This is a genomic window from Escherichia sp. WS3063, from assembly GCF_046486595.1.
Classification (GTDB): Bacteria; Pseudomonadota; Gammaproteobacteria; order Enterobacterales; family Enterobacteriaceae; genus Escherichia; species Escherichia coli.
Genome location: NZ_JBJQKY010000040.1, coordinates 1 through 26,731, shown reverse-complemented (window position 1 = coordinate 26,731; position 26,731 = coordinate 1). Strand labels below are relative to the sequence as shown.

Here is a 26,731-nt window from a genome sequence, read left to right as displayed (position 1 = left end):
AACTCAGGGGTGAAAGTACGTTTGGTTTTCTTGTTCATTAAGTCACCTGTTTTGTGTTGAGGTGAGAATATCACCTTTAATCAGGTGGCCAAATTTACTGTGCCACTACAGGTTCCGGTACTATGATTGCGAGACAGGACAGTATCTGTGTGCTGATCCGATTGGACTGTCGGGGGGAGTAAACCTTTACAATTACGCTCCAAATCCACTGGTATGGATTGATCCCTTGGGATTGTTAGCTGGTCCAGGAGAAGATTTATACGTTGGTACATATGGTTCTTCAATTTATGCGAATGGTAAAACAGGGCTTAATGCAACTCATACACCTCATCATGCCATTCAGGATGCGGTAAGCCCCACAACAAAATGTAAGGGAATTACGATAAATCTGCGTAAAGATTTACATGCTCTTACCTGGACATTCAGACGAGCATTTGTTCGAGGTTTGACAAAAGAACAATATTTGAAAAGGGATATAGATGACCTAAGAAAAATCTTAACAAATGCAGGCTATGATAAAAAGGTCATCACTGAACAACTATATGAGTTAGCCAGACAGAATAAAAAACTTTGGGAATCATTAAATATATGAATATGAATAAAAAAGAAGCATTAGAGTTCCTGTCACTACATCAACCAATGCCCGCGGATTGTGATATTACTCAGGATCTTATAGATAAATACGATGAGGTACGAATTTACTTTCTTTCCCATCCCGATAAAGATGCAATACCTTTATTTTTGCGATCTTTTGGTGAGGGTGATGGTCTTGGAGTATATCAAATTGTTGAGGATTTTCTCTATAAGTGTGATTTTAATGATGTTGTTATAAATATCGTTAACATACTCGAAAATCCTAACACAATAAAAAGCGTTAGGCTTTGGTGTACTATATTAACAATGTCTTTCCCAGATAAAAGAATGGTAAACGGGTTGAAAATTTCGGCTCAATCGCATGATGAAGATATTCATGATATGGCATTACTTGGCTTGAAGCTCATTGAAGAAAAATTCCCCATTTAACCTGTAAAATTACAGGCTGAGGGTATCACAGAACGCTTCACCCGCGACCTGATGGGGCATCTTACGTCATGGCGAATAGCGGACCATGCCCCGCTGACATTTGAGCACGACCTGTGCGGCATGGAAACCTCCCGACGCAGCGAAGCTACGACAAAGCGTATAACCTCACCGCAATCGCCGACTCGCTGCGCGGCTCCATGTTCAACACCATCACGGCAAACGACCAGATAAGCCACGCCACCTGGACGGGTGATTCCAGCCAGTTTCCGCTGTGCGAGGAGCTGTTCACTTACGATAAAAACCTGAACATTACCCGTCGCCAGATCAGGGTGAATAACGTACTGGAAAGCGAGACGCACCAGCAACAGCAGCATGGTCGTGTGGTATCGCGGGAACATGAAGGCTGGCGGCACTCGACGCATCGCATCAACCCGGACACCGGAAAAGGGGAAGACGGGAGATTTGTCCGGGTGGTGAATGCGCACAACATCACCTGGAAATATGATGTTAACGGCAGGCTGGTACAGAAACTGGTGGATAAAGGGGGTTATCGCCCACTGGAATGGCGTTATAAATGGGATGCACGCAGCCAGTTGACCGGACTGGAAACACCGGAGGGCGAACGCTGGGAATATAAGTATGACCCGTTCGGCAGGCGCATCAGCAAGCGCTGTACCAGCCGCGACAAACGCGGCATGGATTTTCACTGGAACGGCGACCAGTTGACGGCGGAAATTCCGGTTGGCGCTGACGGCAAACCGGAAGATGAAAACGCCATCCGCTGGATATACGAGCCGGGAGATTTCACGCCGTTTGCGCGTTATGAAAAGGGGCAACTGCATTATGCGGTAACAGACACAACTGGCCGCGTACAAGAACTGCTGACCGAAGAGGGTCTGATAGTCTGGAAAGGCAAGCAGCAGCTCTGGGGGCGTGAGGAAGGCATCAGTAAAGAAGATGCGCCCACATGCCGGTTACGTTTTCCGGGGCAGTACGAGGATGTTGAGTCAGGCCTGTACTATAACCGATTCAGGTATTATGATTGCGATACGGGGCAGTATCTGTGTGCTGATCCGATGGGGCTGAGAGGTGGGGATTGCCTGTATGGATATGTATTTAATCCGCTAAAAATTATTGATCCGTTAGGGTTAACTGGTGACGATACTGTTAGAGTTAGACATCATACTTCAACAGAGGGTATTGATGGAATTAGCAAGGATGGGTCTATCAACCCTGCCAGAGGCAATCCTGTTGGTGTACACGTTGAGGTGGAGCCATTTGGAGATCCTAAAACGGCAGGTGCAGAAACAGGGGCATGGAAGAATGGTTCTTATGTAGAGTTTGATGCTTCCAAAGATTCACTTACTAAAACAAATGTTGGGCCAAGAAATACAGCCGTTATACCAACAGACGATCCTTTACCATTAAACGATAAAAACCCTATATACAAAAAAGACTCTTTTTGGTCACGAATAATGAGTTTTATTAAAGGATGTGATTCATGAAAATATACTGCAATAGCGACTTCTTATTGGGGTTATATGCTTTTTTAAGGCAATTGGAACTTTCAATGCATCGAGGAATGGATGAATGGGAAGCACTGGACAATTATATTCGCTCACGTGAAGTAATTGAAGTCATAACCTGCCTGACAAACGATAATGCTATCTATAATTTACAAATAAAAATCAGCTTAATTTCAAAATTAATATTATGCATCTTTAAAAAAGGATATATTAAAAATAATGAGGCTAAAAAATTAATTACGTTACTTGTTTCTTTTCGTGATATGTTACATGAAAGACGCCCAGATAGAAATAATATTATCAATCTGAGGGTTGATATATATAATTTCGCCAGTTTGATCCGAAGTAGAATTTACAAAGACAAAATTAGATTACAAATGGCTGATAAAATTGAGCATTATAATCAAAGTGATTATGGCGTTTTTTATAAAATGGAAGATATTCTCTCGGTTGAGTGGTGCAAACCCCTTATTAGTATTCATAAAATTTGACTTATTAACAGAATTTTTAATATCACATTATTTTAGGAGCATAAATGAAAGAGGGGTGGAGGTTAGATGATATATTTGGAGATTCGATCAAAGAAATTAGAGAAAGAGATAAAAAATTTCTCCCGGAAGTATCGTGGTTTTCCAATATGGATATTGAAAAACTAAATGATTACATGACAAAATATCCTTTTGATTCCTTTGAGTCAATACCTAAAGATGATTCAGGTCTTACTTTCCCTGTTTTTGAAAATATTATCTTTACCCTTCCTGTACGCTATCGGCATTGTCCTACCAGGATTGTATATGTCGATGGGCTAGCCTTTCTTAAAAAATTAGGAGATGGAGCATTCTGCATTGATCCGCGTAGATGGCATAAAATCAAAAAATATATATCAAAAGGGTATGTTGAATATCCAGAGGCATCTAACAGTGAATTTGGTGTTTCTGATGGAAGGCATCGTACATTGTTATTAATGCAATTATATAATCGCAAAACAGTCCCTGTTGTTGTTGCAGAACGCGAGTATGAAAAATTCATTCTTGATGCTAAGGCAAATGGAGCAATTTAAATTACAGCCTCGAAATTCCAGACTAATATTTCAACAGGTCCTTGATAGGGGATATAATCCCCGTTTCTTGCACTCAGCATTAGTTATAGTTGAGTGCAAGTAAGATGATGTTGTCTATTGCGAATATGATAGCCATTAATTTCAGGATGGAAAAGCAGAGACGAAAATGGTAGTCATTATGGCTGTCTTGACAAATTCAATTTTTTTGTTTTAGCTTACCAATCGACCAGTTAATGGCTACGGAGATCCCTGTCAGAGGCATCATCATGAGACTTGCCGCAGTATTGCGTGACAATTACAGCCCATGCTTTTGCGTCAATTATCGCAAAGAGATTAGACCAGATAAGATGTCACATTTACGCTTCGCTAAAACAGCCTTTCATTAGGCCGATACAAACTAACCTGCAACGCTTTTTAGGCAGGACTGAGGCGGAGCGCAGCGAAGTGAGCACCGAACAGTCATGGCTATAAAGCGGAATAAATCTGTCGGTCATACGGCAGCATTTTATAGAAAGTGATCTGTCACTTTTTTCAGCGGTAATTGACGCCTAAGGTCGTTTTGTAATTGTCGTCTAACACCGCAGATTACCGGCAAACTCCTTACCCTTTTGCATCAGCATATTACGGATATCCATTAATGACTATGGCGCTCCTGTAAATTTTTCTGACTCACTGTTTCAGCCAGCTGCCTGTAGAATCCATGTCGCAACATAAACAAGTCTGAATATATACTCGTGATATTTTAAGTAACATGTTGTTCGTGTCGCTTTATGTCAACAAGGCTCTGGCTACTCAATTCTTCAAATATACAACCTCAAGCTTATTATGTATATCCGATATGAAGATATTCAGGGGAGTATTTTTCTTCCGCTTCCACGGCATGAGAATTTGGGTAGCTAATCTGGTGTTCCTGACGACTTATTTTTAAATTTATTAATCAGCCTGTTAATAACTACAATGCTCTTTGTCAAAATAAGAGTTTTTGTACAGACAAGAAGACTTCTTAAGGAGACCTTTTATGTCTTCTGCCCCCCAATTTCCGACTCGGACTTCAAACATAGCCCTATGAGTGGGGAAAGTTTACTCTTGCTAGCTGGAGTAAGCTAACAAGAGGTCGCTTGATACAGCGTGTGAGGGCTAGCTTATCTTTAGACAACCACTCACACTTCATAATAGCCATCAGTATACTAAACGACGCCCCTTCATAAGGTTTTACCTATAAACTGACATTCCCTCCAGCATGTGCGTGTCGGCCATCAATATCATTATCAGCCCCCACAGAGAATGCTTCGAAGCGAACCCTTCTTCTTTTTCGATAAGATCCCGCACAAGATCCTCAAAGTTTGCGGATGAAAGATTTCTGAAGTCGTAACTCATATAGCGACTCCATCCGCAATATTTGGGTTACTAGTACTCGAAGCTATCTGATGGATATGAATACGCTTGTGAATATGTTGGTGATTCACGTAATACCTGTGCAAATTGCGTGTCTTGTTGGACCGGTAATGAAAACCACGCTCTCCCCACATAAGCCATACCAATACCTTACCGGATTGCATCAAATAGCGGTCAAGTAGATCACGACGTAGATAGCTGACAGAGCCACTGACGTCCGAACCATTTTCGTCAATTTTGCGGTAAAGTGACGCTACACCTGCAGCATCATGCAAATCCCATTTGTTTGCACAGTATCTGAGATTCAAAGCCTCACAAAGTTGCTTTGAGGGCAGGCTCGCACCGCTGCTTTGGTTCTCCACGCTATGGTAGCTCTCCCAGTTGTAGTCCTGCACTGTGATATCTACCGCAACGCCATTGCCTGACCATCTTTCTGCGAACACCAAATTTTCATCGCTATCATCCTCTTGTTCATTAGCGACTAGCAGCCCCGGAATAGTCGGGAAAGGCATCTCACCCGCATAGGTGTAATAGTAGCCAGGAGCATCAGGGATGGCGCTATTGCCAGGATATTCAAGATCAATGAACAACCTACATAGATTGTCAACTTCTTGGCTATCTACGAATACTCCTCGCAGGAAAGTGAAAATCTGTCGGTCATCCGAGGTAGCATTTTGCTCAACAAAACCGTCAAGTAGGATCCATGGCCCCGTCAGACCATCAACCTCCGTAATCTCAAGGATGCTACGGTAGTCAGGTAGCGGGCCTCCCACGATCCAGTCACCATCATCCACAGACGGATCGTTAAATAAGACTGGGAGTGACAAACTAATACTCTCTACTTTTTGCGGAAACGTTGGATCGATATCAGCATCTGATGGGCGAGCACTGCGTTCTTCGGAAAGGAGGCCCTGCGCGTATCGTATCCCCCACATCTCGAAGTAAGCTATCCAGCCGTACTTTTTGCCATATCGATCGATTTTGTGCTTGTCATCTCCCATACGAGAACCGGAGTACATTTGCCGATCAACAGCTTCAAACTGCTCAGGGTCATAACCAAGCATCAGCATTCGAGAAACAATGGCCTGCAACACCTGTTGGTACTCCGGATTACTGTCATCGTAGTTCGCTCTGTCTGGAATAAGTCCACCAATCGTATAGTTACCAAAGTCCATTTGAATCGCTGCGCTCTCCGCTCGCCCAATCATCTCTGGATCGTACGGTTGAATGCTTTCAAATACGTTAGGCAGATGGCTAAATGGCGGAAGAAGATAAACAGCTTCGTCCTCTGAAAAACAATTTGGATCGACCATCCTCGCAATGGCAATGATTCCCAAACAGTACTGCTGATGTAATGCATGCCAGGTAGGGGCTGTAGCGCCAGGTGCAAACATGGTTTGGTAAATCTCACGAGCGAACCGTGGCAACGCATCATGTAACTCTACCGCATCGATATCCGACCAAGTGGTCAGGACTGCACCGTAGGCTGCGGCGAACACTCGCTCGGGGACATATGGGTCTGAAACTACAATTGTCTCCGTCGCTAACCGGAAAAACTCTTCTGGCCGCCTGATGGCAAATTCATACAGGGCTTTGGTAGCCATATCCCGCAAAGCTCTGGATGTCGTCGTCAGTGTCCACATTACCCAGCGAACTCTTCGAAGTTCACGCTCATCCAGATGACCCGATTTCCATCTCGTCGACAAGAATTTTAAGTCGTCTTTAACTTGTTCAGATTTCTGACGAATCCACTCTGACCAAAAAAGATCGCGCTGAGTGTTGGACATAGCCATTAGCACATCATGCAAAAAGCTCATATCAAACGGATGTGCCAGCGCAGCCCTAGTGCTCCGTAGTCTCTCGAAGGCAAGTTGTGCAAACCGCTTCGACTCCTGCATAGCTTGAGCAAATCGTTCAACAGTAGCCCGCCCGATATATCTTGGATCCGATTGCGTCGTCAATAGCAGAGCGTTCATAACGAGTATATCATCCGACAAGTCTTGCCAAAGCTGCCGCCTACCAGAGTGTTGCGGATACAGATCAACCAGAGCCCGTAATACGTCATAAGCGAAGGTATGCGAATCAGGTCCATGAGATTTAAATTTTGCGTTCCCTTCATCGCTTTGTAGCCATTGCACCAGTTCAGGCTTCATAAGCAGGTTGCGCGCCATCATATGTCCGGCCATTAGGTCGTATGCAAACGCAACTCCTTGCCTACCTTCTGGAGAAATAGTCCGAACGAGAATGCCTTCAGACTCCAGTGCACGAATAATACTGTCGTCCCACCCCATATCCCGAACTGCCATCCGTGTAGCCTGAAAATCCACACTTCTCGCATTGTTATCCCAAAGAAGACCCGCGATCGTTAGTAGTGCATCCTGAACGTCATCTTGATAAATGCGATGCATCGTCGGTGAAAGCTCAGCGACTCGTGCTGCAACCTTGTTAAAGTGAGCTTCGAACAGGCTTGCAAGCGAACGGGGCAATGCTTCCACTCCGACAATATGCTGACGAGGAGAATTTGCTACTTCGCAAAAAATTCTCAGTGTTAAGGGGTGCTGCAAGAGTTCGACTGGTAGATCCGCATCAGTAGCATCGATCTTGTAGTACTCAAAATACTTGTCAAATGCTGTCTTCGGATCTTCCTGAAACCCATTATGTTCAACTTGGGGAAACCCCTCAGGCAGACACATCTGGGCGAATTCATTGCGAAGAGTGACAACTAACAAGACATAAGGAAAATTCTTTAGAAGCTCATCCACTCGGGATAATTCATCCTTCCAATTTCTCGGATCTTCCGCCTCATTCAGACCGTCAATAACAATAGGTATGCGTTTACCTGCACGCTGGCCTGCCGCATCTACGGCCTCAATCAGGCGGTCAAAACTTTCTGCTGGTCTCCCAGAAATCTTGAAGGCAGATACGAGATCATCAAGCCCCTGGCCTGAATGAAGATTCTTGCCTAATAGGAGGATTCCCCCTAGGAACGCCCCTTCTGGCTGTGTTACCTTGACTGCAAGTTCAGACTTACCTTCCCCCGCCGCCGCAAGAACAGCAACCGCCCGAGCACTAATCGATTGCTCCAGACTGCGGAGAACTGACGAAACCGCGTGGATATCTGCAACCAAATTAGCGGTTAACGGAGCCCCGTCAAAGCGCGCTCCACGCAATTTCGAAAGTAGCCTGTCATAACGTACCGGCTGACGCGGATTTGAAACCAACGCTTGATATACAGAGTTAAAGTCACCTTTGCCGAGCGCCGCGTGTAAGCCATCAATAAACTCAGTCAACCCAATAACCCGGGCCAGGAGTAATTCAACTTCAGCCCTGAGCTCAGTTTTGAGTTGCTCAGTAACCGAAGCAATGCTCGTATGATTCTTTTTTAAAGCGTTTGAGAGTTCTTCCAGAGATTCCCATGCGTTTTGGCTGCACAGATGCCTGAATATATTCTCCTCAGCCCCCACCGCTACATGAACATCTGGCTGGTAGCGGTTCTTAAATGGGGCCACTGCAAGCTTATACTGCTCAGCAATTAGCTCTGGAGTTAGAACCAGTTCACCAAAGTAGGTTTCTCGTAAAAGCGCTCCCGGTCCGACCAAAAGATCTTCGATATCCGTAGCTGTGAGCAGTTCTAACTTCAATTCTGGGAAGCGGTCTTGCTCTAGCGCGAAAAACCACTCTTGATCACCTTTTGTTAACGTGTGATGAGTCCAAAGCTTCCAATTGGTCACTCCAGGGACATGCTTACGCGTCTTTTCGATACCTTCGATGATCTTGTTGCGGCGGGAGGCTCCCAAATCTTGTCCATTCACCAGTTCATACCACTTGCATTGCCAACCAATCCAACCTGGTGGCGCACCGAGATCACAAGGCTCCGTCAGCTCGAGGTGAAACTCCACCCCAGGCTGATTTGCGAGTTGCTTAAAGCGACCGAAACGACCATAGTGTCGGCGTACCAGAGCGCGGCAAAGGTTTTCGAAGTTCACATCTGCTGCACCGGGCAGTTCGTTGAATACTTTCCAATTTACTTCAGGCATCAATGCATCCTCTGTCAACTGGCATCGCTGGAATCGGACGGATAGTCATGCGCTGAGAAAATCTCGACCTTTGCTCCAGCCTCGACAAACAGCTTCACGAACGCGGATACCTCTGCCTCATCAGTAGTTATTGTTATTCTATCGCCTTCGCGATCTAGATGATGATCTGACACCAATTGACCAAGATCGGTTGGTCCTAAAGTGTGGAGTTTTAGGCTGCATAGTAATGAGAGCATTTCATATGAAAACCGTTGATTCTCTGGCTCATCAAAAGGGATCGAGTAACATTCATCTTTCTCAGCCTGAGTACTGAGCGTTTTAATATCCTTCTCGACCTTCACTGCATCTTGCTCTTGCTTGAATTTTCCGATGAGAACTAAGTTCATCGAATGCTCAGATCCGTATCCGTTCCAAATTTTCATGATTGTGTCCCTTGTTTAATCTCTAAGGTATTTCTAAGCCGTTTAAGCGCGGACATAACACCAGTTTCTTCAATATCCATACCTGTGGTTGAATAAGAACTCGTGCGCAATATCCCGGAAGCGTCTATATGCGCGTAGGCTTGAAGGCCTGTTTCATTAGGAAGAGGGTCACATATGGGGAGCCCTGACGCTCCCACCTCACTTACTGCAAGTCGAACCTTTCCTCTATAGCTAGAGACCCAGTTTTGAAGCTCTCGGCCGACCAATTCGTCCATACTTGCGACTGCATTAGTTGCTTGCTGAGGCAACAACAGCAATTCACTAGCACCAAACTGTTGCGCCAGCTCAGCCACTGCGTCAAGCTCAAAAATCGTACGCTCGTTTATCACGACATTGATCCCAAAAGACGACAATTTCGCGATCGACTCAATGCCTCTGAGTAAACTTGAAAACTGCCTTCCACGTTGTTCTTCGTAGGTATGACCTATCCCGTCAACGCTAATGCGCGCAAAGTGGATCGAGCCTTTGAGTTTTTTAACCAATGGCTGGGTCAGACGGTGACCATGAGTCGTAAATGTGACTGCAAGATGAGTTTCCCCAGCAGCCCGTTTACATATTTCGACGAAATCAGGATGCAGTGTTGGTTCTCCACCACCAAATCCGATACCGAGGCATCCTTCAGTATCCAGTTCTTTTAACCAAGTAAGCACTTGGTCAGTATGTAGCAATGCCTTATGCTTGGGCGCAAAACAATGTGCGCAGCGAAGGTCACAAAGATTGGTAAGTGCAATCGAGACCTGGCGTGGAGAAATGGACCAAACAGATTCCTTTGGGCGTAACTCCTCCAGGAGGACGTTCAGACCTGTATTTCGGTCGAATAAATGCACCCCATTTGGTCCAAATCTGGACTTCATAACACATCATTCCTGTCTAGTTTATATCCATAAAAGTAGTGATACTTTAGCATCATAGCTAGAAATCCTATTAAAGCATTTTTGAAATGTACACTTTTCGCTCTAATAAGACGTGCATGTGTTAAATGAATAGACAGTATGCCCATAGCGAAAATATACGCTAATAAAAATGGTGGTCAGTCTGGTGGTCTTGACAAACTCGATTTTTTGTTTTAGCTTATCAATCAGCCTGTTAAAGGCTACGGCGATCCCAGTCAGAGGAGCCAAATTTTAGTTTTGAGACATCTCTATGAGTCTCAAGACAGTTAAAAAATAAAATCATTTTTACCCGGTTACCTTGTAAAAAAGTGACCGGGTTTTTTGATTTCTGTGTTTCGTGTGCTTAATCGAGTCTCACGCTTCAGTGAGCAAATTGCCCCCCAACAGACATCACGATTCGCAAGGTCAAAAACTCTGTTCCATGAAGCACCGTACAAAGATAAAGAGAAAAATGCCTTATGCGGGATGTTGCTGTCACGTCTTTATCGGGAAACTATACGTAATTGCCACTTTGCCTTCTGTAATCAGAAAAAGAAGGCCTGGAATTTTAATAAATATTATTTCTCTGGGAGCGTGGGTTTTATAATCAATATGACGAGCTGGATATTATATTCTTTATAAGAATTATATGAGATTAAAGAAATCTGCCATAAAGACAGATTTCTTTAAAATATAATTAGAGATTTGCGACGTTATGATAAACTTTTTGAACATCGTCGTCATCTTCAAGGGCATCAACAAGCCCTTCAAAGATTTCTAAATCTTCTGGGGAAAGCTCAACTTCAGATTGAGCAATCATTTCTAATTCTGTTGTTGAGAACTCAGTGATTCCAGCTGCTTTTAGAGCCGCGATTCCTTTATGAAGGTCAGTAGGTTCAGTATAAATAACAATATTACCTTCTTCTTCAGTCACATCACGAACATCAACTTCAGCTTCAAGTAAAATTTCAAAAATATGGTCAGGGTCTGTTCCTTTAAATACAATCACACCCGTATTGTCAAACATATAGCTGACAGAACCTGCCGCTCCGATATTGCCGCCTTTTTTATTGAAAATTGTGCGAACGTTAGCAATCGTACGGTTAACATTTGAAGTCAAGGTCTCGGCGATAATCATTGAGCCATTAGGACCAAAGCCTTCATAACGGCCCTGCACGAACGTTTCATCTCCGCCGCCTTTGGCTTTATCAATTGCTTTATCAATAACATGCTTTGGAACTTGTGCCTGCTTTGCTCGTTCAATAACGAATTTTAAAGATGTGTTTAATTCTGGATCGGGTTCACCTTGTTTAGCAGCAGCATAGATTTCTACACCGAATTTTGCATAAATTTTAGACGTTGCACCGTCTTTAGCCGTTTTTTTAGCAACAATATTGGCCCATTTACGTCCCACTGGAATGATCTCCTCGAAAATTTATTTACATTACTGGTAAATCGTTAACATGTGTTAATTCGGCATATTATATCATAACAGGAAAAATCTCGTCTATTAGAAATAAAAATATTCTAAAGCCATAATATTATATTTAATCTCATAAAAACTAATGTCGTTGGCGGATTTTTTTATAATTGTGTTTTGAAAGCATACTTGCTTTTAATATATGGAAATCATTAAGGCTATAATAAAACTCGTATCCGCCCCAGGAAGCAAACAGCCTGCTTTATTGCAGGCTATTTGCTGGATGACTTACTAAATCCTTCACATCTATTCCTGATAAAAAGGAACAGAACTTATTACCGGAACGGCGGTTCATTAAAGGTTCGTAATTTACGTGAATGCAGTCGGTCGCCTTCTGCGCGCAGCAAATCGATCGCCCGAATGCCAATTTGCAGGTGTTCGGAAATAGCGCCTTCATAAAAACGGTTAGCCTGACCGGGAAGTTTAATCTCACCATGCAACGGTTTATCTGAAACACACAGTAGTGTCCCGTATGGCACGCGGAAACGATATCCTTGCGCGGCAATGGTTGCACTTTCCATATCAATTGCTACGGCCCGGCTTAAGTTAAAACGAAGTGCAGAAGCTGAGTAACGTAATTCCCAGTTCCTGTCATCTGTGGTTACCACAGTGCCAGTACGTAGCCTCTGTTTAACTTCCTCTCCGGGCCTGCCGCTGACTAACTTGGTAGCGTCATAAAGCGCACGTTGCACTTCAGCAATGCTCGGAATAGGAATATCGGGCGGCAGTACCGCATCAAGAACGTGGTCATCGCGTAAATAAGCGTGTGCAAGTACATAATCTCCAATGGCCTGGCTTTCACGTAAGCCACCACAGTGACCAATCATCAACCAGACATCCGGGCGTAGCACCGCCAGATGATCGCAGATGGTTTTAGCATTTGACGGTCCCACGCCAATATTCACCAGAGTAATACCCTGACCATCGGCGGTAATTAAATGCCATGCTGGCATCTGGTGTTTTTTCCATGCAAGGTCGGAAATGGCTTCTTCTGGCGCTTCGGTTTCGGCGGTGATCCAGTTCCCGCCAGCACAAGAAAGGGCAATGTAGGGACTATCAGGATCGAGGATCTGGCTGCATCCCCAACGAACGAATTCATCCACATAACGTGTGTAGTTGGTAAACAAGACGAACGGCTGAAAATGTTCAACTGGCGTACCGGTATAATGGCGCAACCGCGCGAGGGAAAAATCGACGCGGCGCGCATCAAAATGCGATAGCGGGGAGAATTCAGTTGGATGATAAATGCCGTCTGCAGTTTCATCGCCAATTTGCGCCAGTTCTGTTGTCGGGAAGTAGCGAGTTAACCCAGCGCTCATTGAGCGATCAAGTGTCAATTCAGAGCCATCGATGACATAAGGATAAGGGATTTCATGCTGCGAGGGTTGCACCGAGATATGCGCACCATAATCCTGATACAGCAACGTAAGTTGTTCATTAAGATACGAACGAAAGAGAGTAGGGCGAGTAATCGTGGTGGTGTAGCTGCCTGCGTGAGTAAAACGACCAAATGCGCGCGTTTTGGGGGGATTGGTTGTGCTACCGTCCCAGGTTACGGTCAGTGATGGATAGACAAAAAGACCTTGTTTGCGGGCGTTTTCATCAGGTAATTCGCCACTTCTAATATATTTGCCAATGGCGTTGCGTAATGCGACTACAGATTGCTCATACAGCGCGTCGAGTTTATCCAGTGCCTGAGCTGGGGTCAGACCGGAGCCCTTATTATTCATGTGTGTCTCCTGTTCCATACAATTACCGCACTTCCGATAGTATGTCACAGGAATGTGAAACAAAAGTGTAAGGCGAAGATCGGATGATCTTCGCCAGGCTATTAAGCGCGTTGATTGTCTTTCATCAACAAAGCGGTCATTGCGGAAATCAGGCATCCAGCCAGCAAATAAATAGCGACGCTATGCCAGTTCCCGGCAAAGTAAGTGATGAGTGCAGCGGCAATAAAAGGTGTAAATCCACCGCCAACCACACTGGCAACCTGATATCCGACTCCAGCGCCACTATAGCGATAACTGGCACCAAACATTTCGGTAAACATCGGTTGTTGCACGCACACCACCATGTCATGCGCAATGTTTGCCAGCATTATGGAGAAGAAAACTATCCAGAAAATAGATTGTGCTTCAAGCGCCATAAAGAAAGGAAATGCGCTCAACGTTCCGATCAACGCGCCTGTGATATAAACCCTGCGGCGACCAAAACGATCGGCAAGCCAGGCAAAACAGGGAATTGTCAGGCAGCTTAATCCACCGACCAGCAAACCAATATTAAGGAAAAGTTCGCGCGGTAACCCCATATTCTGGGTTGAATAATTAAGTGCAAAGGCGGTAACGATGTACATCGTCAGCAACTCGCACAGTCGTAGCGCAATAATCTTCAGGAAAGCACCGGGATGTCGTAATAGTGCTTCGATAACCGGGATGCGTTTTTTCGCGGCCGCTTGATTATGTTGCTGTTGTTCAAATTCCGCGGACTCCTCCATGCCATTACGCACCCACAATGCCCCCAGTACCAGTACGATGCTAAACAGGAAAGGAATCCGCCAGCCCCAGCTTAAAAACTGTTCGTCAGTCGTCATCATACTGATCAATGAAACCAGTCCTGTCGAAAGCAGTAAACCTACTCCGTAGCCAACTTGTACACCGCTACTGTAAAAGGCTTTTTTATTTTTCGGTGCACTTTCAACGGAAAGTAACGCCGCGCCTCCCCATTCGCCGCCGACGGCAAATCCCTGAATGGCACGCAGCGTCACCAGTAAAATGGGGGCCCACCACCCAATAGTCGAGAATGAAGGAAGAATACCAATCAAGGCTGTCGCGATACCCATCATCCAGACGGTCAGCATTAACATGCGCTTACGTCCCAGTCGGTCGCCAAAGTGACCGAAAATGACACCGCCGAGCGGACGGAACAGGAATCCGACACCAAAGGTGGCAAATGCGGCGAGCGTTCCCATAGCCGGGCTTACTTGCGGGAAAAACTCGCGATTAAACACCAGTGCGGCGGTAATGCCATAGAGTAAAAAATCATACCAGTCGACGACGGCACCAGCGAAACTGCCTAACGCAGCTCGTCGGGCGCGACTTAACGAAAGCGTCCCTTCATCGGGACGAGTGGAGATGAGCGTGGAGTCCATAATGATCCTGTTTGTACTGTCTTTTTATAATTAGTATGGAAAAGGTAACTCACATTGCCGTCGATCTATAAACGAACCTTATGAGACTACCTCGACAGAGCGCATCTGCAAATGATTTTATGGCTGATTAACGGCAACATGAAAAATTCGATGGTAGATGAAAGCGCAGGAGTTGCTGGTGTTGTTTAAGGATTAAGCAGAGGATCCACAGATTCGAGATATGAAACATAAAAGTCCGCATATGCACAAAATTGCGCCCTGATGAGTCTGATAAACTGCATTGCATTATAACCAGTAGGGAAGCGGGGTTAGTTATGTTTTTAGCATCATTGTTGAGACGTATTGCATTTAGTTACTACGATTATAAAGCTTTTAATTTCAATATTGAAAAAACAGAGTTTGTTGTTATCCATATTCCCGATCAGATTGGCGATGCTATGGCCATCTTTCCAGTTATTAGGGCGCTTGAATTGCATAAAATTAAGCATCTTTTAATTGTTACGTCGACAATTAATTTAGAAGTCTTTAACGCGCTCAAACTTGAACAGACTAAATTAACATTAGTCACAATGACTATGCAGGATCACGCAACATTAAAAGAAATAAAAGATTTAGCGAAGAACATAACACAGCAATACGGTACGCCGGATCTTTGTATAGAGGCGATGCGTAAAAAGAACCTGAAAACGATGATATTTATCAGTCAGTTGAAAGCAAAAACGAATTTTCAGGTTGTTGGTTTAACCATGAAGTGCTATTCCCCTTTGTGTAAGAGCGCGTCCCGGATGGATCAGAATCTCCGGGCTCCTGTGCCCATGACATGGGCATTTATGATGCGTGAGGCGGGTTTTCCAGCAGTCAGGCCAATATATGAATTGCCACTAAGTAAGGATGTACTCGATGAGGTGCGCGAGGAAATGCGATCGTTAGGATCTTACATTGCGCTTAATTTAGAAGGTAGCTCGCAGGAACGTACATTTTTATTATCGATTGCAGAAAATATAATAGAAAAAATTCAAAGTGAAACAGATATACCAATAGTGATCGTTCATGGACCAAAAGGGGAAGAAAAAGCCAGGGTGTTAGTGGATTGTTATAATAATGTCTACCGTTTATCCTTATCACCCTCGATTAAACGTTCAGCAGCAATCATAAAAGATGCTTATATCGCAATAACTCCTGACACCTCAATATTACATATGGCAAGTGCCTATAATACCCCCGTTGTTGCAATTTATGCTGATTACAAAACGCGATGGCCAGCAATGGCCGATGTTTCGGAGTCAGTCGTCGTTGGGCAAAAAATTGACAATATAAGTCTGGATGAATTCGCAAAGGCATTAAAAAGTGTTTTGGCGAGAATATGAAGCAGTACGTATGCAAAGTAATGCCGATCTGTTATGAACGGTGGTGTCATCAATACCCTGAGGCTGGTTAATCATCACAGAAGCCAGCCTTTGGATCAAAGCTGTACTCACCGGATACAACCATAGTCACACCGAACGCGAATCTGGCGGTATCGCATTTTTATTTATTCATTTTCTGTGAGAGAAGGGCAAGTTCTGTAGAGGGAATGTAAAAAAGAGTGCCCCGAATGGAGCACTCTTTAAGAAATTATAGCGGAAAATCAGAGGTTTTTATAACATGTCGCATGAGCAAACCCAAGCTTTTCATATACACTTTGCTCACCTGTTGCCAGAGAAATTACGTATTGTTCGCTTGAGTTTGCGGGACTAGATGACCAATACATATTTGATTGAAAACCAGCTTCAGTCGTGTAATGCCCCATATCTCCCCATTCACTGTACAGTGACCCGATGCCTCGGGAACGACTATGGTTTAAATGGTCTGCACGGGGAAGTGTGTAGCCATTGCTACTGCAAAAATTTTCAGCAAGGCTGTATATCATGAAAGCATCGCCGGCGTTCACCCACCAACTCTTCACTCGGATTTCGTATATATAGCTAGGGCCGCCTGTTTTTGGCGTCGCCGTAATCCTTTCCCAATTGCTGCCGACATTTTTAAATATCACTTTACCGGTAGCATCAACATCAACCCAGGAGGCAGAGCTTGAAAACTCATAATCAGCCGCCGTTTTTCCTGGGGCAAAGTTGTCATTATTCAACTGATAATACGCCCCAGTGAATCCCTGCGAAGGGAATGTAGTTGTTGGTAGGTTAGCACCATTGACTAACACTGTACCGCTCATTATTTTGTCTTCTGCGCGAGTGAATTGTATTGTGGTACTCAGACCCGCTTGATGAACACCATTCAATACAGGGATCAGCGTTGCGATACCCTCTCCGCCTCCTGTAACAGTGGCTTTGTAATCACCGTTGATATTTTGACTGTAATCTATTGCGCTAATTTTCACATAGGGCACGTTAGTACCTGATTGCACAAATTCCATCCCTTCAGAAACTTTGATCGGATTGCCTGATATATCGTACAAAACAAGATGTAGCTCAGCACTATCGGTATAGTCCCCTTTCAGTGATGACCGATTGTTCTTAAGTACGGACTGCGAGGCGTCAGCCGGGCCTGCCACCAGCGTTATATCTACTGTTTGCATTCCACCAGCGGTCGTGACTGCGCTTACCGTGACGCTACCTGTCATCGCTCCTTTCACGCTTGTTGTCGCGATTCCGTTTTGATCGGTCACCGCTGTTAATGACGTTAATGTGGCAGAGCCGCTTTTTAAGGCGAAGTACACAGTGAGACCTTCGATCAGGTTACCACTGCCATCCTCAACCGTTGCCTTTAAGGTGCTTAAATCACTGTTGGTGGCGGCGATAGTCGATGGATCTGCGATAAAGCTGGCAACATGTGCGGTGCTTGAGTTGCCAGTGACTTTCACGGTTGTCTGTGTCTGTATTGTTACACCGTTATGGAACGATGCAGTCACCGTATATGTACCGACTTTATTGCTGGTCAGAACGACTGGTGCTTGACCTGAAGAGTTGGTTCTCACTTTTTCGCCACTTAACGTTGCACCTTCTGGCGTTACGCTAAAGTTGATGACCTGACCCTCCACTGGCGTGCCATTTGCAGAAGTTAGCGTTGCCGTCAGAGTTGCACCTGTTGGGGAATTGACACCGATAAGCGGGCTGGACGCCGTGAGTGTCAGTTTTTCATCAATAGCCTCCAGTTGTTTCTCAAGTGAGGCTCCATTCGTCAGTGATGCTTTCACCATATACGAACCGTTTCTTTCGGGCGTCATAGTGACCTCGGCTATACCCTGCGTATTAGTAGAGACCGTATTCTGGCTGATGATCATTTGCGAGGATGGTTCTGCACTGAATGTGACGGGTTGATGCGTAACCGGGTTGCCAAACTGGTCGTTGACGTGAGCTTTAACTGCTACGTCTTGTGCGACCATTACCTGACCTTCAGGTATCTCCAGACTGGTAATCGTCGCAGAATTAACATCTGCACTGGCATTCAGTAATCGTGAGATGACTTCAGTCGGTTTATCTGCCAAAGAGGCTGAAACTGTTTTCAGTCCGACCTCGGTGCTTGTCACAAGAATTTCAGCGAATCCCTGACTATCCGTTTCAACGCTGGTGCTGCTTAGCGTGACGGAGGTTCCGCGGAAATTAACTTTTATGCCTTTTACCGGGTTGCCGTTAGCGTCAGTGACGCTTGCCGTCATGGTCGCGCCCTCGGTCGTGCTGACGACGAATGAGTATACAGAGGTTAAGGAGGCCAGTTTTGCGGTACCTGCATCGGCAATCAACGTCACCTGTTTCGCATCACTGACACCATAATTGTTCACGCTAACTGTCACGGGATAGGTGCCGGATTTTGTACCGCTCAGTGTAACTTCAGCCTTGCCGTTGATGTCAGTAATGGCGGAACCGCCTTGTCCGAGAGTAAAGCTTGCACTCACATCTGCCGGTAGCGTGAATGTCACCGCCTCATTGGCTAACGGGTTGCCGTTTCCATCAGTCACTGTTGCCTGAAGTGTGGTCATCCCAATGTTATTGGCGATGAAATTGTCCTCGGTAACGTTAAGATTAACCTGCGCAGTGAGCGTATCCGCAGTAAAGTTCACCACCAGTTGTCCGCTCTTACTGCCAGCCATCGATGCTGTAACAGTATGAGCGCCTGCTTTTGTACCTTTCAGCGTGACTTTCGCTTTGCCGTCAGTATCCGTAATCGCTTTACCGCCATCGCTCAGCGTGAAGTTCGCCCTCACATCTTCCGGCAGAGTAAATGTTACCTCAGTGTTGGCTATCGCATTGCCCTCTGTATCAGCGACTGTTGCTGTGAGTGTCGTGAGATCGTTATTGTCGGCAATCACCGGATCCTTCGAGGCTGCCAGCGTGATTTCAGCATTCGCGACGTTCGGCACATAGGTCACTGTTTGTTGCATCGAATCGCCATTGTCGAGGGTTGCCGTCACTTGATAAACCCCGGCTTTTGTAGCGGTAAAGCTTGCGTAAAAATAGCCGTAGTAGTTGGTAGTATATATACCGTTATTACTGAGGGTCACACCTTCACTTGGTGAAACGCTGAGGGTTACCTGATGCTGGGGTACACCATTGCCGTAATTATCCTTCACCTCAATATACAGACTGGTTGTCTCGCCTGCGGAGACTGTATCAAAAAGTGCATGTAGCAAGGTGAGATGTGCTGTAGACGCATCCGCGTTGACATTAATTGATGTGCTAAGCGTGGAGTTACCATTTTCCAGACTGGCCTCAACGGTATCCGGTCTCGCTCCTGATTCTATCGAGGAGCGGGTATTGGTATAAGTGACGGTAGCCTTACCCTGTTCGTTCGTTACGGCTTGGCCGCCATTCGTCATTTCGGCAGAGTTTGTTCTGCTGGTGAAGTTCACAGTCACACCTTTCACCGGAAAGCCATTATTATCAACGACTGTGGCGGTAATGACGCTGCCGGTGCTGTTCTGCGGGGTACCGGCGATTATGCTGTCTGGGACAGGCGTCAACTCGATAATTTTTGCCGCCGCTGTGTCGCCAATAAAATGCACAGTTTTGTTGTCGCTGGCACCATTATTAGCCAGTGATGCAGTGACCGTCTGCTCACCAAAGGCAACGCCTGCGAGAGTGGTCTGCGCGATGCCAGACTCATTGGTATTACTCACTCCCGGGGTCAGGGTGAGTCCTGAAGAGGCTGAGCTGAATGTTACCGGAAGATTGTTCACCTCATTGTCGAACTGATCTTTAACCGTTGCAGTTAGCGTTGCGTTATCGACGCCATTACCTGTGATCTCATCTTTTGACATCTGCAGGACAACCTGAGCCGAGGTTTTGTCCGCCACAAACGTTACCGGCTGCGAATCACTGGTATTGTTATTACCCAGCGTTGCGGTAACCGTATGCGTGCCCGCTTTTTTGCCTTTGAGGGTGACATGCGCTTCGCCATTGGCCTGAGTGATGGCAATACCGTTACTTTCGAGGGTAAAGTTTGCCGCAACGTCCTGTGGCATGGTGAAGTTCACCGTTATTCCCGCCACCGGATGATTCGACGGATCTTTCACCGTTGCCGTCAGCTGCACGCTGTCACTGTTATTCGTCACCACCTGTTGAGCAGGGATATTCAGCGTGACCTGCGCGTTGCTGGCATCGGGCGCAATATTGACTGTCTTCGTACCGTTGTTGCCGTTAGGTAGTGTGGCTTCGGCTGTATGAACACCCAAAACCGTGCCCTTAAGGGTAACTTCAGCAACACCACTGTCGTTAGTATTGCTTTTGCTCTGACTAAGTTGAGTATCTGCCGGGTTGGTACTGAAGGTAACCTGTAGATCTTTTACTGCGTTATCAAAAGGATCTTTCACTGTTGCCGTCAGAGTCGTCTCATCCACGCCATTCCCAATGATTTCCGCTTTCGATGTTTGCAGAACGGCAACCGCGCTGTCCTTATCCGCCACGAATGTGACTGGTTGCGCATCGCTGGCATTATTGTTACCCAGCGTTGCGGTAACCGTATGCGTGCCCGCTTTTTTGCCTTTGAGGGTCACATGCGCTTCGCCATTGGCCTGAGTGATGGCAATACCGTTATTTTCAAGGGTAAAGTTTGCCGCCACGTCCTGTGGCATGGTGAAGTTCACCGTTATTCCCGCCACCGGATGATTCGACGGATCTTTCACCGTCGCCGTCAGCTGCACGCTGTCACTGTTATTCGTCACCACCTGTTGAGCAGGGATATTCAGCGTGACTAGCGCGTTGCTGGCATCGGGCGCAATATTGACCGTCTTCGTATCTCTGTTGCCGTTAAGCAGTATGGCTTCGGCTGTATGAACACCCAAAACCGTGCCCTTAAGGGTAACTTCAGCAATACCGTTCTCATTAGTATTACGCGCGTTCAGACTCAGTTGCGTGTCTGCGGGAGAGGTGCGGAAGACTACTGACAGATTTTTAACCACGTTATCAAAAGGATCTTTCACTGTTGCTGTCAGCGTCGTCTCATCCACGCCATTCCCAATGATTTCCGCTTTCGATGTTTGTAGAGCGACAACCGCTCTGTCTTTATCCGCCACAAACGTCATTGGCTGTGCATCGCTGACATTGCTGTTAGCCAGACGAGCCGTGATCATATGCGTGCCCGCTAACGTGCCGGTCAGGGAGGCGATTGCAATCCCGTTGCTATCCGTCATGCCTTTTCCGCTGTTGCTAATCGAGAACCGACTTGCGACGTCGTTTGGCACAGAGAAAGTGATTTCTTTATCTTTTAGTGGGTTGCCATTTTTATCCTGCAAGGTTGCCGTCAGCTGTTGAGGCGCTGTGTCGGTGACGGTGATCTCGCCTGGGGGCACACTGAGGGTCAGGGCTGCAGTACTTTGATCACCGATAAAAATCACCTGTTGATTAGCCTGAGAACCAGAGCCCACAGAGGCCGTAACCGTATAATCACCATTTTTCAAACTGGTCAGCGTAGCTGTGGCGATCCCGTCGTGGCTATTCACTTCGGTTTGGCTCAGTTTCGCTGCTGCTGAATTAACATTGAAGGTGACCTTGACGTCATTGAGCAGGTTGCCTTTTGCATCCCGGACTGTCGCGGTCATTGTGGCGCTGTCATTGCCGTCAGCGACCACTTCATTTTTCGACTTCTGCAGATCAACCTGTGCGGTACTTGAGTCACCGACAAAACTGACGATTAACGTTTGTTTCACGCCATTTTCAAGGGTGACTTCAACCGTGTTGTCTTCCTGCTTACTACTTTTCAGATCAAAAGTCGCCAGACCATTAACATCCGTTTTTACGGTGTTTTGATTGTTGAAGGAAGTTGCCGATCCGCTTAATACCGCAAACGTGACGGTATGATCATTGATTGGGTTGCTTCCCTCATCAGCGACATTGACCGAGACGGTGTTTGCTGCATTCTCATTGGCGAGCACACCATTATTGCTGGCAGATAATGTCGCAATTTTCGCTGACTGCGGGTTGGCGTCGATGATAAATCCAGCGGTATGCAAATCTTCATTCCAGTTTTGCATTAACAGCTTCGCAGTAAGCCCACTGCCTCTGGTGTAGGCGGTATAGGTCGCCTTATAGATGCCATCTGCGGTTTCTTTCCAGTCTGTAGTGACACCAGGTTTCACGTTGTCGATGCTGACTGCGGTATTTAGTTGCTGTTTTTGCTCTTTAACAGGTTTGTCATTTTCATCTCTCAGTTCTACCGTCACCTCGATAGGATTGCCGGAGAGATAACGGTCCTTATCAATCTTAATTGACGAGTGAGTTCGGGATGACGAAACAGAAATGATATTCACCACGGCGGGGGCTTTAGCTGCATCTACACCGTTCAGCTGTGGCATCAGCGTCAGCGTGCCAGACATCGCTCCTGTGGTCAGGACTTGGGTATAGCTTCCGTCACCATTATCTTTCCAGTCAGAAAGGGTGATGTCCTGAACACCTTCGTGACGCGTCGAGAGCACCAGCCCGATAACAGGATTACCAGCTGCATCATGAGCAATAAAAGTCAGTGTGGCGGTTGAATGGGAATCCGCGCTCAATGTTTGGGTACTTAACGATACCGAGGAATCTTTCTGGCTTAGCGCAGGTGCCTGAACGACCACCATGCTTTGTTCGCGATTCGACAAATTGCCTTTGACGTCTTCAGCGGTAACTTCAATCGGCCAGGTGTTATCGGTTTCTGGCGTACTGGTGAACCGGTACGGCGGCAGGGTAACCAGAATATCTTTACCCGTTGTGACCATTTTACCACCGGCAGCTTCCAGAGCGGTGGCTTCGACGTTATAGCCTTTCAGGGCATATTTGGTTTGTAGCGACGAAACCAATGATTTCACTTCTCCTGACTTCCCTGTCACGGGGTCTGTCAGGGTCAGGCGAACCAGTTCTTTTTTGCGATATTCCAGAACGATGTTGTTGTTGCGATCCACCAGATCATAACGGCTGCCTGCAAGGCTACGCCGTGCAGCGATTTCATTCGGGTCAAGCTGTTTCTGCATTGCGCTGCCAGGTTGCCAGGTAAAATCGACGGCAAAACGGGTGTCATTTTCGCCCTGTTTACCCTGGCGTTGCTCCGCGCTGAAGGTCATCAGCGGGAAGGGGGTATAGTTAAGTCCAGCGGTTATGGCATGAGGATTACTTTGCCGATCGTCTTTATCGAACAGGGCCACTTCATCGCCATAATACTGTTCATAGACCAGTTTACCGCCAAGGTGCGGCCAGGCGGGTAGCCAGCCTTCTGCGCGTACATCCCAGCCATTGGCCGGGCGTGCTTCATAATCGTTGTCCAGTTCAGGTGCGCTGCGCCAGTTGGTCAGTCGCAAATAGCCGTTACTGCTTAATTTTAGATAGTCGCGCCAGTACTCCGCGCCAATGCCGGCGCGGGAGTGGTAACGGCTAAGATCGTGGTCGAAAAAGAAGTTGATGCCCGACATCCATGTGGGAGTGAAATGACGCCAACCCAAGCCGTTGTTAATCTGCGTACGCTCGTCAGTACGGTGGAGGGTATGCTGGCTGAAAAAGAGATTATCAGGCGTTTCATACCACGAATGGAGAAAATCGAACTGGGAATTCTTCAGGCTAAAATCTTCATCCACGCCCAGCGTGATTCTTGCGGTACCGAAGCGGCTTAACCAGTCTGTCATTGCGCCAGATGCCTGAGAAGAGGCCCATCCACGCGCCATATTGGCCGCTTGCTCGCTGTTCATATCTTCGGCGAGCAGAGACCCGATTTGCTGTGAAGTACTGGCTATCTGTTGCTCTCGGTTGTCACTGCTATTACCCGGCGGGGTTAAATTTTTTTCATTAACTTGTACGGGGACATCCAGTTCATCACCCTGGCGGACATTATCAAAACCTCGAGCAAACGTACGAAACTGGTTGAGTTTGCGTAACTCAGCCAACGAAATACCGAAACGTTCGGCAACGCTTTGGGACGATTCCAGCGCTCCAAGGGTGTAGGGCACCGTATTGGCATTTGCAATGGCGATTTGTGCAGGAACTGGTTGTTGGGTTGCGGCGTTTACTACACCTTGTGCTGCCGCAGTCATAGGGAACACAAGTTGAGTTACCAGGCAGATACCCGCAGTTAAGCGGCGTAGTTTAATACCCATCCCGCATAAGATTTGTCGGTCATTTATTTCTTCTCCACTTCTCTTCTTCGTAGCCATGCTTACCTTCCCTGAACGAGCTAACATAAATGCGCCCTTTCTAGCACAGCGAAAAAATATAAATCCTGATAGCAATATGATTGAAAATTAATAACTTTTCGTTAAGCAGTTTTGGGTGTGAGTTGCAAGAGGGGAGACTACTGAATTACTCAAGTTTTATAATCGAGGGGAAAATGGTGATGGCGTTCATAGCAAAACGCCCTCAACCATAAAGGTCGAGGGCGCTTAAGATGTCAAAAACCCGCTATCCATTAAAAAGCAATGCTCAACTAAGGTCAGTGATATTGCGCTAAAAAAGCGAATTTTTAGAATTTTGCTCCTCTGACTGGGATCGCCTTAGCCTTTAACAGGCTGATTGATAAGCTAAAACAAAAAATCGAGTTTGTCAAGACCACCAGAATGACCACCTTTTTAAAATGCGCCTAACCCTTTGGTTCACCCTGTCACCGTCGTACTGTTTCCGGTAGTCTGTCTACTTCCAGCATATATATCAGCCTTTTTAATCATAGAGTTATTTTGGTATTAGTTACTTATGACGCACAATAAAATGACTGGCTATCAGCGTTGCCCCACAGGTTGTTTTATCGCCATCATGTGCAGCCTGTTTCCCATTTATAGAAAACCCCTGTCCAGATGCTATGATTTTTGCTGGCCCATGGCCTTCTATCGGACAAGTTACCTGGTCACCATCACAGGCGACAGGCTGTCCCTCATGCAAAAAATTTGCACTGGCACTAATTACAACACCACCATGAGATGTTTTATCCCCAAGCGTTATTAATGGTTTCATTATCTATCCTTTGTATCCAGTACCAAATTAATCCACCTGAACCCGATCCCATTCGGCCATGACCTCTGGATCCCGTTCACGGGCCTTAGCCAGAAAGGTTTCTAGCAGACTGTCCGGCTGAGTGACCTGGCCCGGAGTGGTGGTGATTTGGGCATAAGGTGTGTTCATCAGCGGATGGTCTAATGTCGGATTGGGCAGATTCAGCATGTCTCTCAGGCGCAATACCGCCAGAATCTCTGTTGGGTGAACGGCTTCAAACGGAGAGCCAAATTCAAAGTTACCGGTATAAACTTCACGTTCTGTTAACGCGATACGTTCTATATGGATATCACAGGCATCATACAGAACCGATTGTAATTTAACGGGATCAGGGTTATTCCAGTGTTTGACCAGAAGCCCCCAGGCCGGATCGCGTGGCAGTCCCAGCTTATCTAAATCCAGGGGGATCTGTAGCCAGTCATTAATGATGGAAAGTCCCATAGCAGCATAGCGTAAAGTTTCTGGGCCAGGATCTTCATGCGCATTTACAATGCCATACCCTTTCTCAAGAGCAGTAAAAACAATCTGGTGAAATTTTTTCGTCAGAGCGGGCATACCCAGCGCAATTGCTCCAAGCATACTATGTGTGACGAAATCCAAGCCTGAAGTAATAGTTGCCTTGCTTTCTTTTAAACTCAATATATTAATGCCATCAGAATGAAGCATTCGAGAGAATCCATAACTCATATGGATAACAGAAGAAGCCATAGACTGTTTGGCTTCCAGTAAGCTTAATGCAGCTTCACTCATGCCAAGTCCATATAAATGAATTAATGCCATGAAAAGTTCAGATTGACCATTAATATATTGTTCCATATAGTTAAACTCAGGGGCGGTTACTGATTGGCTGCCGCTCTGTGCCCAGCTATAAACGCGAGGAAGCATTTTTTCCAGTCTGTTTTTTGTTTTGCTTGCTGCCATAAAATGGACTCCTTTATTCGTTATATACACATACTATTATTACCAGGTATTCCACTGTATTCCGCTACCAATGCCTACTGCAGCATTAACAGAGCCATCATTGCGTAAAAAAACCTGTGCATGAGCAAATTCTATCCGTCCATTCCTTAACGCGTTATTTATTGCTTGTAGTTTTCTGCCAAATTCAGGATCAAAATTTTGTAACTTAGTTGGCTCCCATCCACCTTTTCCCCTTGCTATGTGTAGTGGTCAAGTAATATTGGCCACGGTTTTACAGTAAAAACGGTATCTGTTCTCTGATTCTTCCGGCGTCAACCCACCGTTGTAATGGTGAGGCCTGACGCTATTGTA

At 46.0% G+C, this 26,731-nt stretch carries 14 protein-coding genes and 1 pseudogene; 6 read left to right on the top strand and 9 right to left on the bottom strand.

All coding sequences use genetic code 11. The features are described 5' to 3' along the window. Positions 1 to 103 precede the first annotated feature (103 nt). The 5 genes and pseudogenes from ACJHYW_RS23770 to ACJHYW_RS23750 all read left to right on the top strand — a co-directional run. Positions 104 to 592: pseudogene (locus ACJHYW_RS23770) on the top strand (RHS repeat-associated core domain-containing protein); the annotation flags it as partial. Then, a complete protein-coding gene (locus tag ACJHYW_RS23765; RefSeq protein ID WP_063117468.1) occupies positions 589 to 1,023 on the top strand; it encodes a hypothetical protein in 435 nt (144 codons plus the stop codon). The pseudogene ACJHYW_RS23770 and the gene ACJHYW_RS23765, both read left to right, overlap by 4 nt. Positions 1,024 to 1,136: 113 nt before the next feature. After that, positions 1,137 to 2,528, top strand: a complete 1,392-nt coding sequence (locus ACJHYW_RS23760) for an RHS repeat domain-containing protein (protein ID WP_072652862.1) — start codon at positions 1,137 to 1,139, stop codon at positions 2,526 to 2,528. Then, entirely contained in the window at positions 2,525 to 3,040 is a 516-nt protein-coding gene (locus ACJHYW_RS23755) for a hypothetical protein (protein WP_063117471.1), read from the top strand. The genes ACJHYW_RS23760 and ACJHYW_RS23755 overlap by 4 nt, the downstream gene beginning before the upstream one ends. A gap of 44 nt (positions 3,041 to 3,084) precedes the next feature. Next, positions 3,085 to 3,609, top strand: coding sequence for a hypothetical protein (locus ACJHYW_RS23750; protein ID WP_223718426.1), 525 nt, complete (start codon positions 3,085 to 3,087; stop codon positions 3,607 to 3,609). A gap of 1,373 nt (positions 3,610 to 4,982) precedes the next feature. Here the strand turns inward: ACJHYW_RS23750 and ACJHYW_RS23745 are convergent. From ACJHYW_RS23745 to shiA, 6 genes are all read right to left on the bottom strand, one after another. Then, on the bottom strand, positions 4,983 to 9,041 hold the full coding sequence (locus tag ACJHYW_RS23745; RefSeq protein WP_063117472.1) for a hypothetical protein: 4,059 nt from the start codon (positions 9,039 to 9,041) through the stop codon (positions 4,983 to 4,985). Positions 9,042 to 9,055: 14 nt separating this feature from the next. Further along, positions 9,056 to 9,463 (bottom strand): DUF6375 family protein, encoded by a 408-nt coding sequence (locus ACJHYW_RS23740; protein WP_063117473.1) that lies wholly within the window; start codon positions 9,461 to 9,463, stop codon positions 9,056 to 9,058. Continuing rightward, positions 9,460 to 10,377 (bottom strand): radical SAM protein, encoded by a 918-nt coding sequence (locus ACJHYW_RS23735; protein WP_063117474.1) that lies wholly within the window; start codon positions 10,375 to 10,377, stop codon positions 9,460 to 9,462. Before ACJHYW_RS23735 ends, ACJHYW_RS23740 begins: the two co-directional genes overlap by 4 nt. A 715-nt stretch (positions 10,378 to 11,092) precedes the next feature. Further along, positions 11,093 to 11,809: a YebC/PmpR family DNA-binding transcriptional regulator gene (locus ACJHYW_RS23730; RefSeq protein ID WP_000532923.1), complete on the bottom strand. Its 717-nt coding sequence runs from the start codon at positions 11,807 to 11,809 to the stop codon at positions 11,093 to 11,095. Positions 11,810 to 12,150: 341 nt separating this feature from the next. Beyond that, positions 12,151 to 13,605 (bottom strand): AMP nucleosidase, encoded by a 1,455-nt coding sequence (amn, locus tag ACJHYW_RS23725; protein ID WP_001060216.1) that lies wholly within the window; start codon positions 13,603 to 13,605, stop codon positions 12,151 to 12,153. A 101-nt stretch (positions 13,606 to 13,706) separates the two neighbouring features. After that, a complete protein-coding gene (gene shiA / locus ACJHYW_RS23720) occupies positions 13,707 to 15,023 on the bottom strand; it encodes a shikimate transporter (protein WP_000378562.1) in 1,317 nt (438 codons plus the stop codon). A gap of 314 nt (positions 15,024 to 15,337) precedes the next feature. On the opposite strand from shiA, the gene ACJHYW_RS23715 reads away from it, so the two are divergent. Then, positions 15,338 to 16,390: a glycosyltransferase family 9 protein gene (locus ACJHYW_RS23715; protein ID WP_063117475.1), complete on the top strand. Its 1,053-nt coding sequence runs from the start codon at positions 15,338 to 15,340 to the stop codon at positions 16,388 to 16,390. 260 nt (positions 16,391 to 16,650) lie between these two features. Here ACJHYW_RS23715 and ACJHYW_RS23710 read toward each other — a convergent pair whose 3' ends face one another. The 3 genes from ACJHYW_RS23710 to ACJHYW_RS23700 all read right to left on the bottom strand — a co-directional run bounded on the left by ACJHYW_RS23710 (position 16,651) and on the right by ACJHYW_RS23700 (position 26,380). Continuing rightward, positions 16,651 to 24,630 carry an Ig-like domain-containing protein gene (locus ACJHYW_RS23710; RefSeq protein WP_130090963.1) on the bottom strand — a complete coding sequence of 2,660 codons (7,980 nt, stop codon included), beginning with the start codon at positions 24,628 to 24,630 and terminating at the stop codon, positions 16,651 to 16,653. Between the two features lie 526 nt (positions 24,631 to 25,156). Beyond that, positions 25,157 to 25,420 (bottom strand): PAAR domain-containing protein, encoded by a 264-nt coding sequence (locus ACJHYW_RS23705; RefSeq protein ID WP_077249116.1) that lies wholly within the window; start codon positions 25,418 to 25,420, stop codon positions 25,157 to 25,159. A 27-nt stretch (positions 25,421 to 25,447) separates the two neighbouring features. Beyond that, positions 25,448 to 26,380, bottom strand: coding sequence for a hypothetical protein (locus ACJHYW_RS23700; protein WP_197706531.1), 933 nt, complete (start codon positions 26,378 to 26,380; stop codon positions 25,448 to 25,450). Between the last annotated feature and the right edge of the window lie 351 nt (positions 26,381 to 26,731).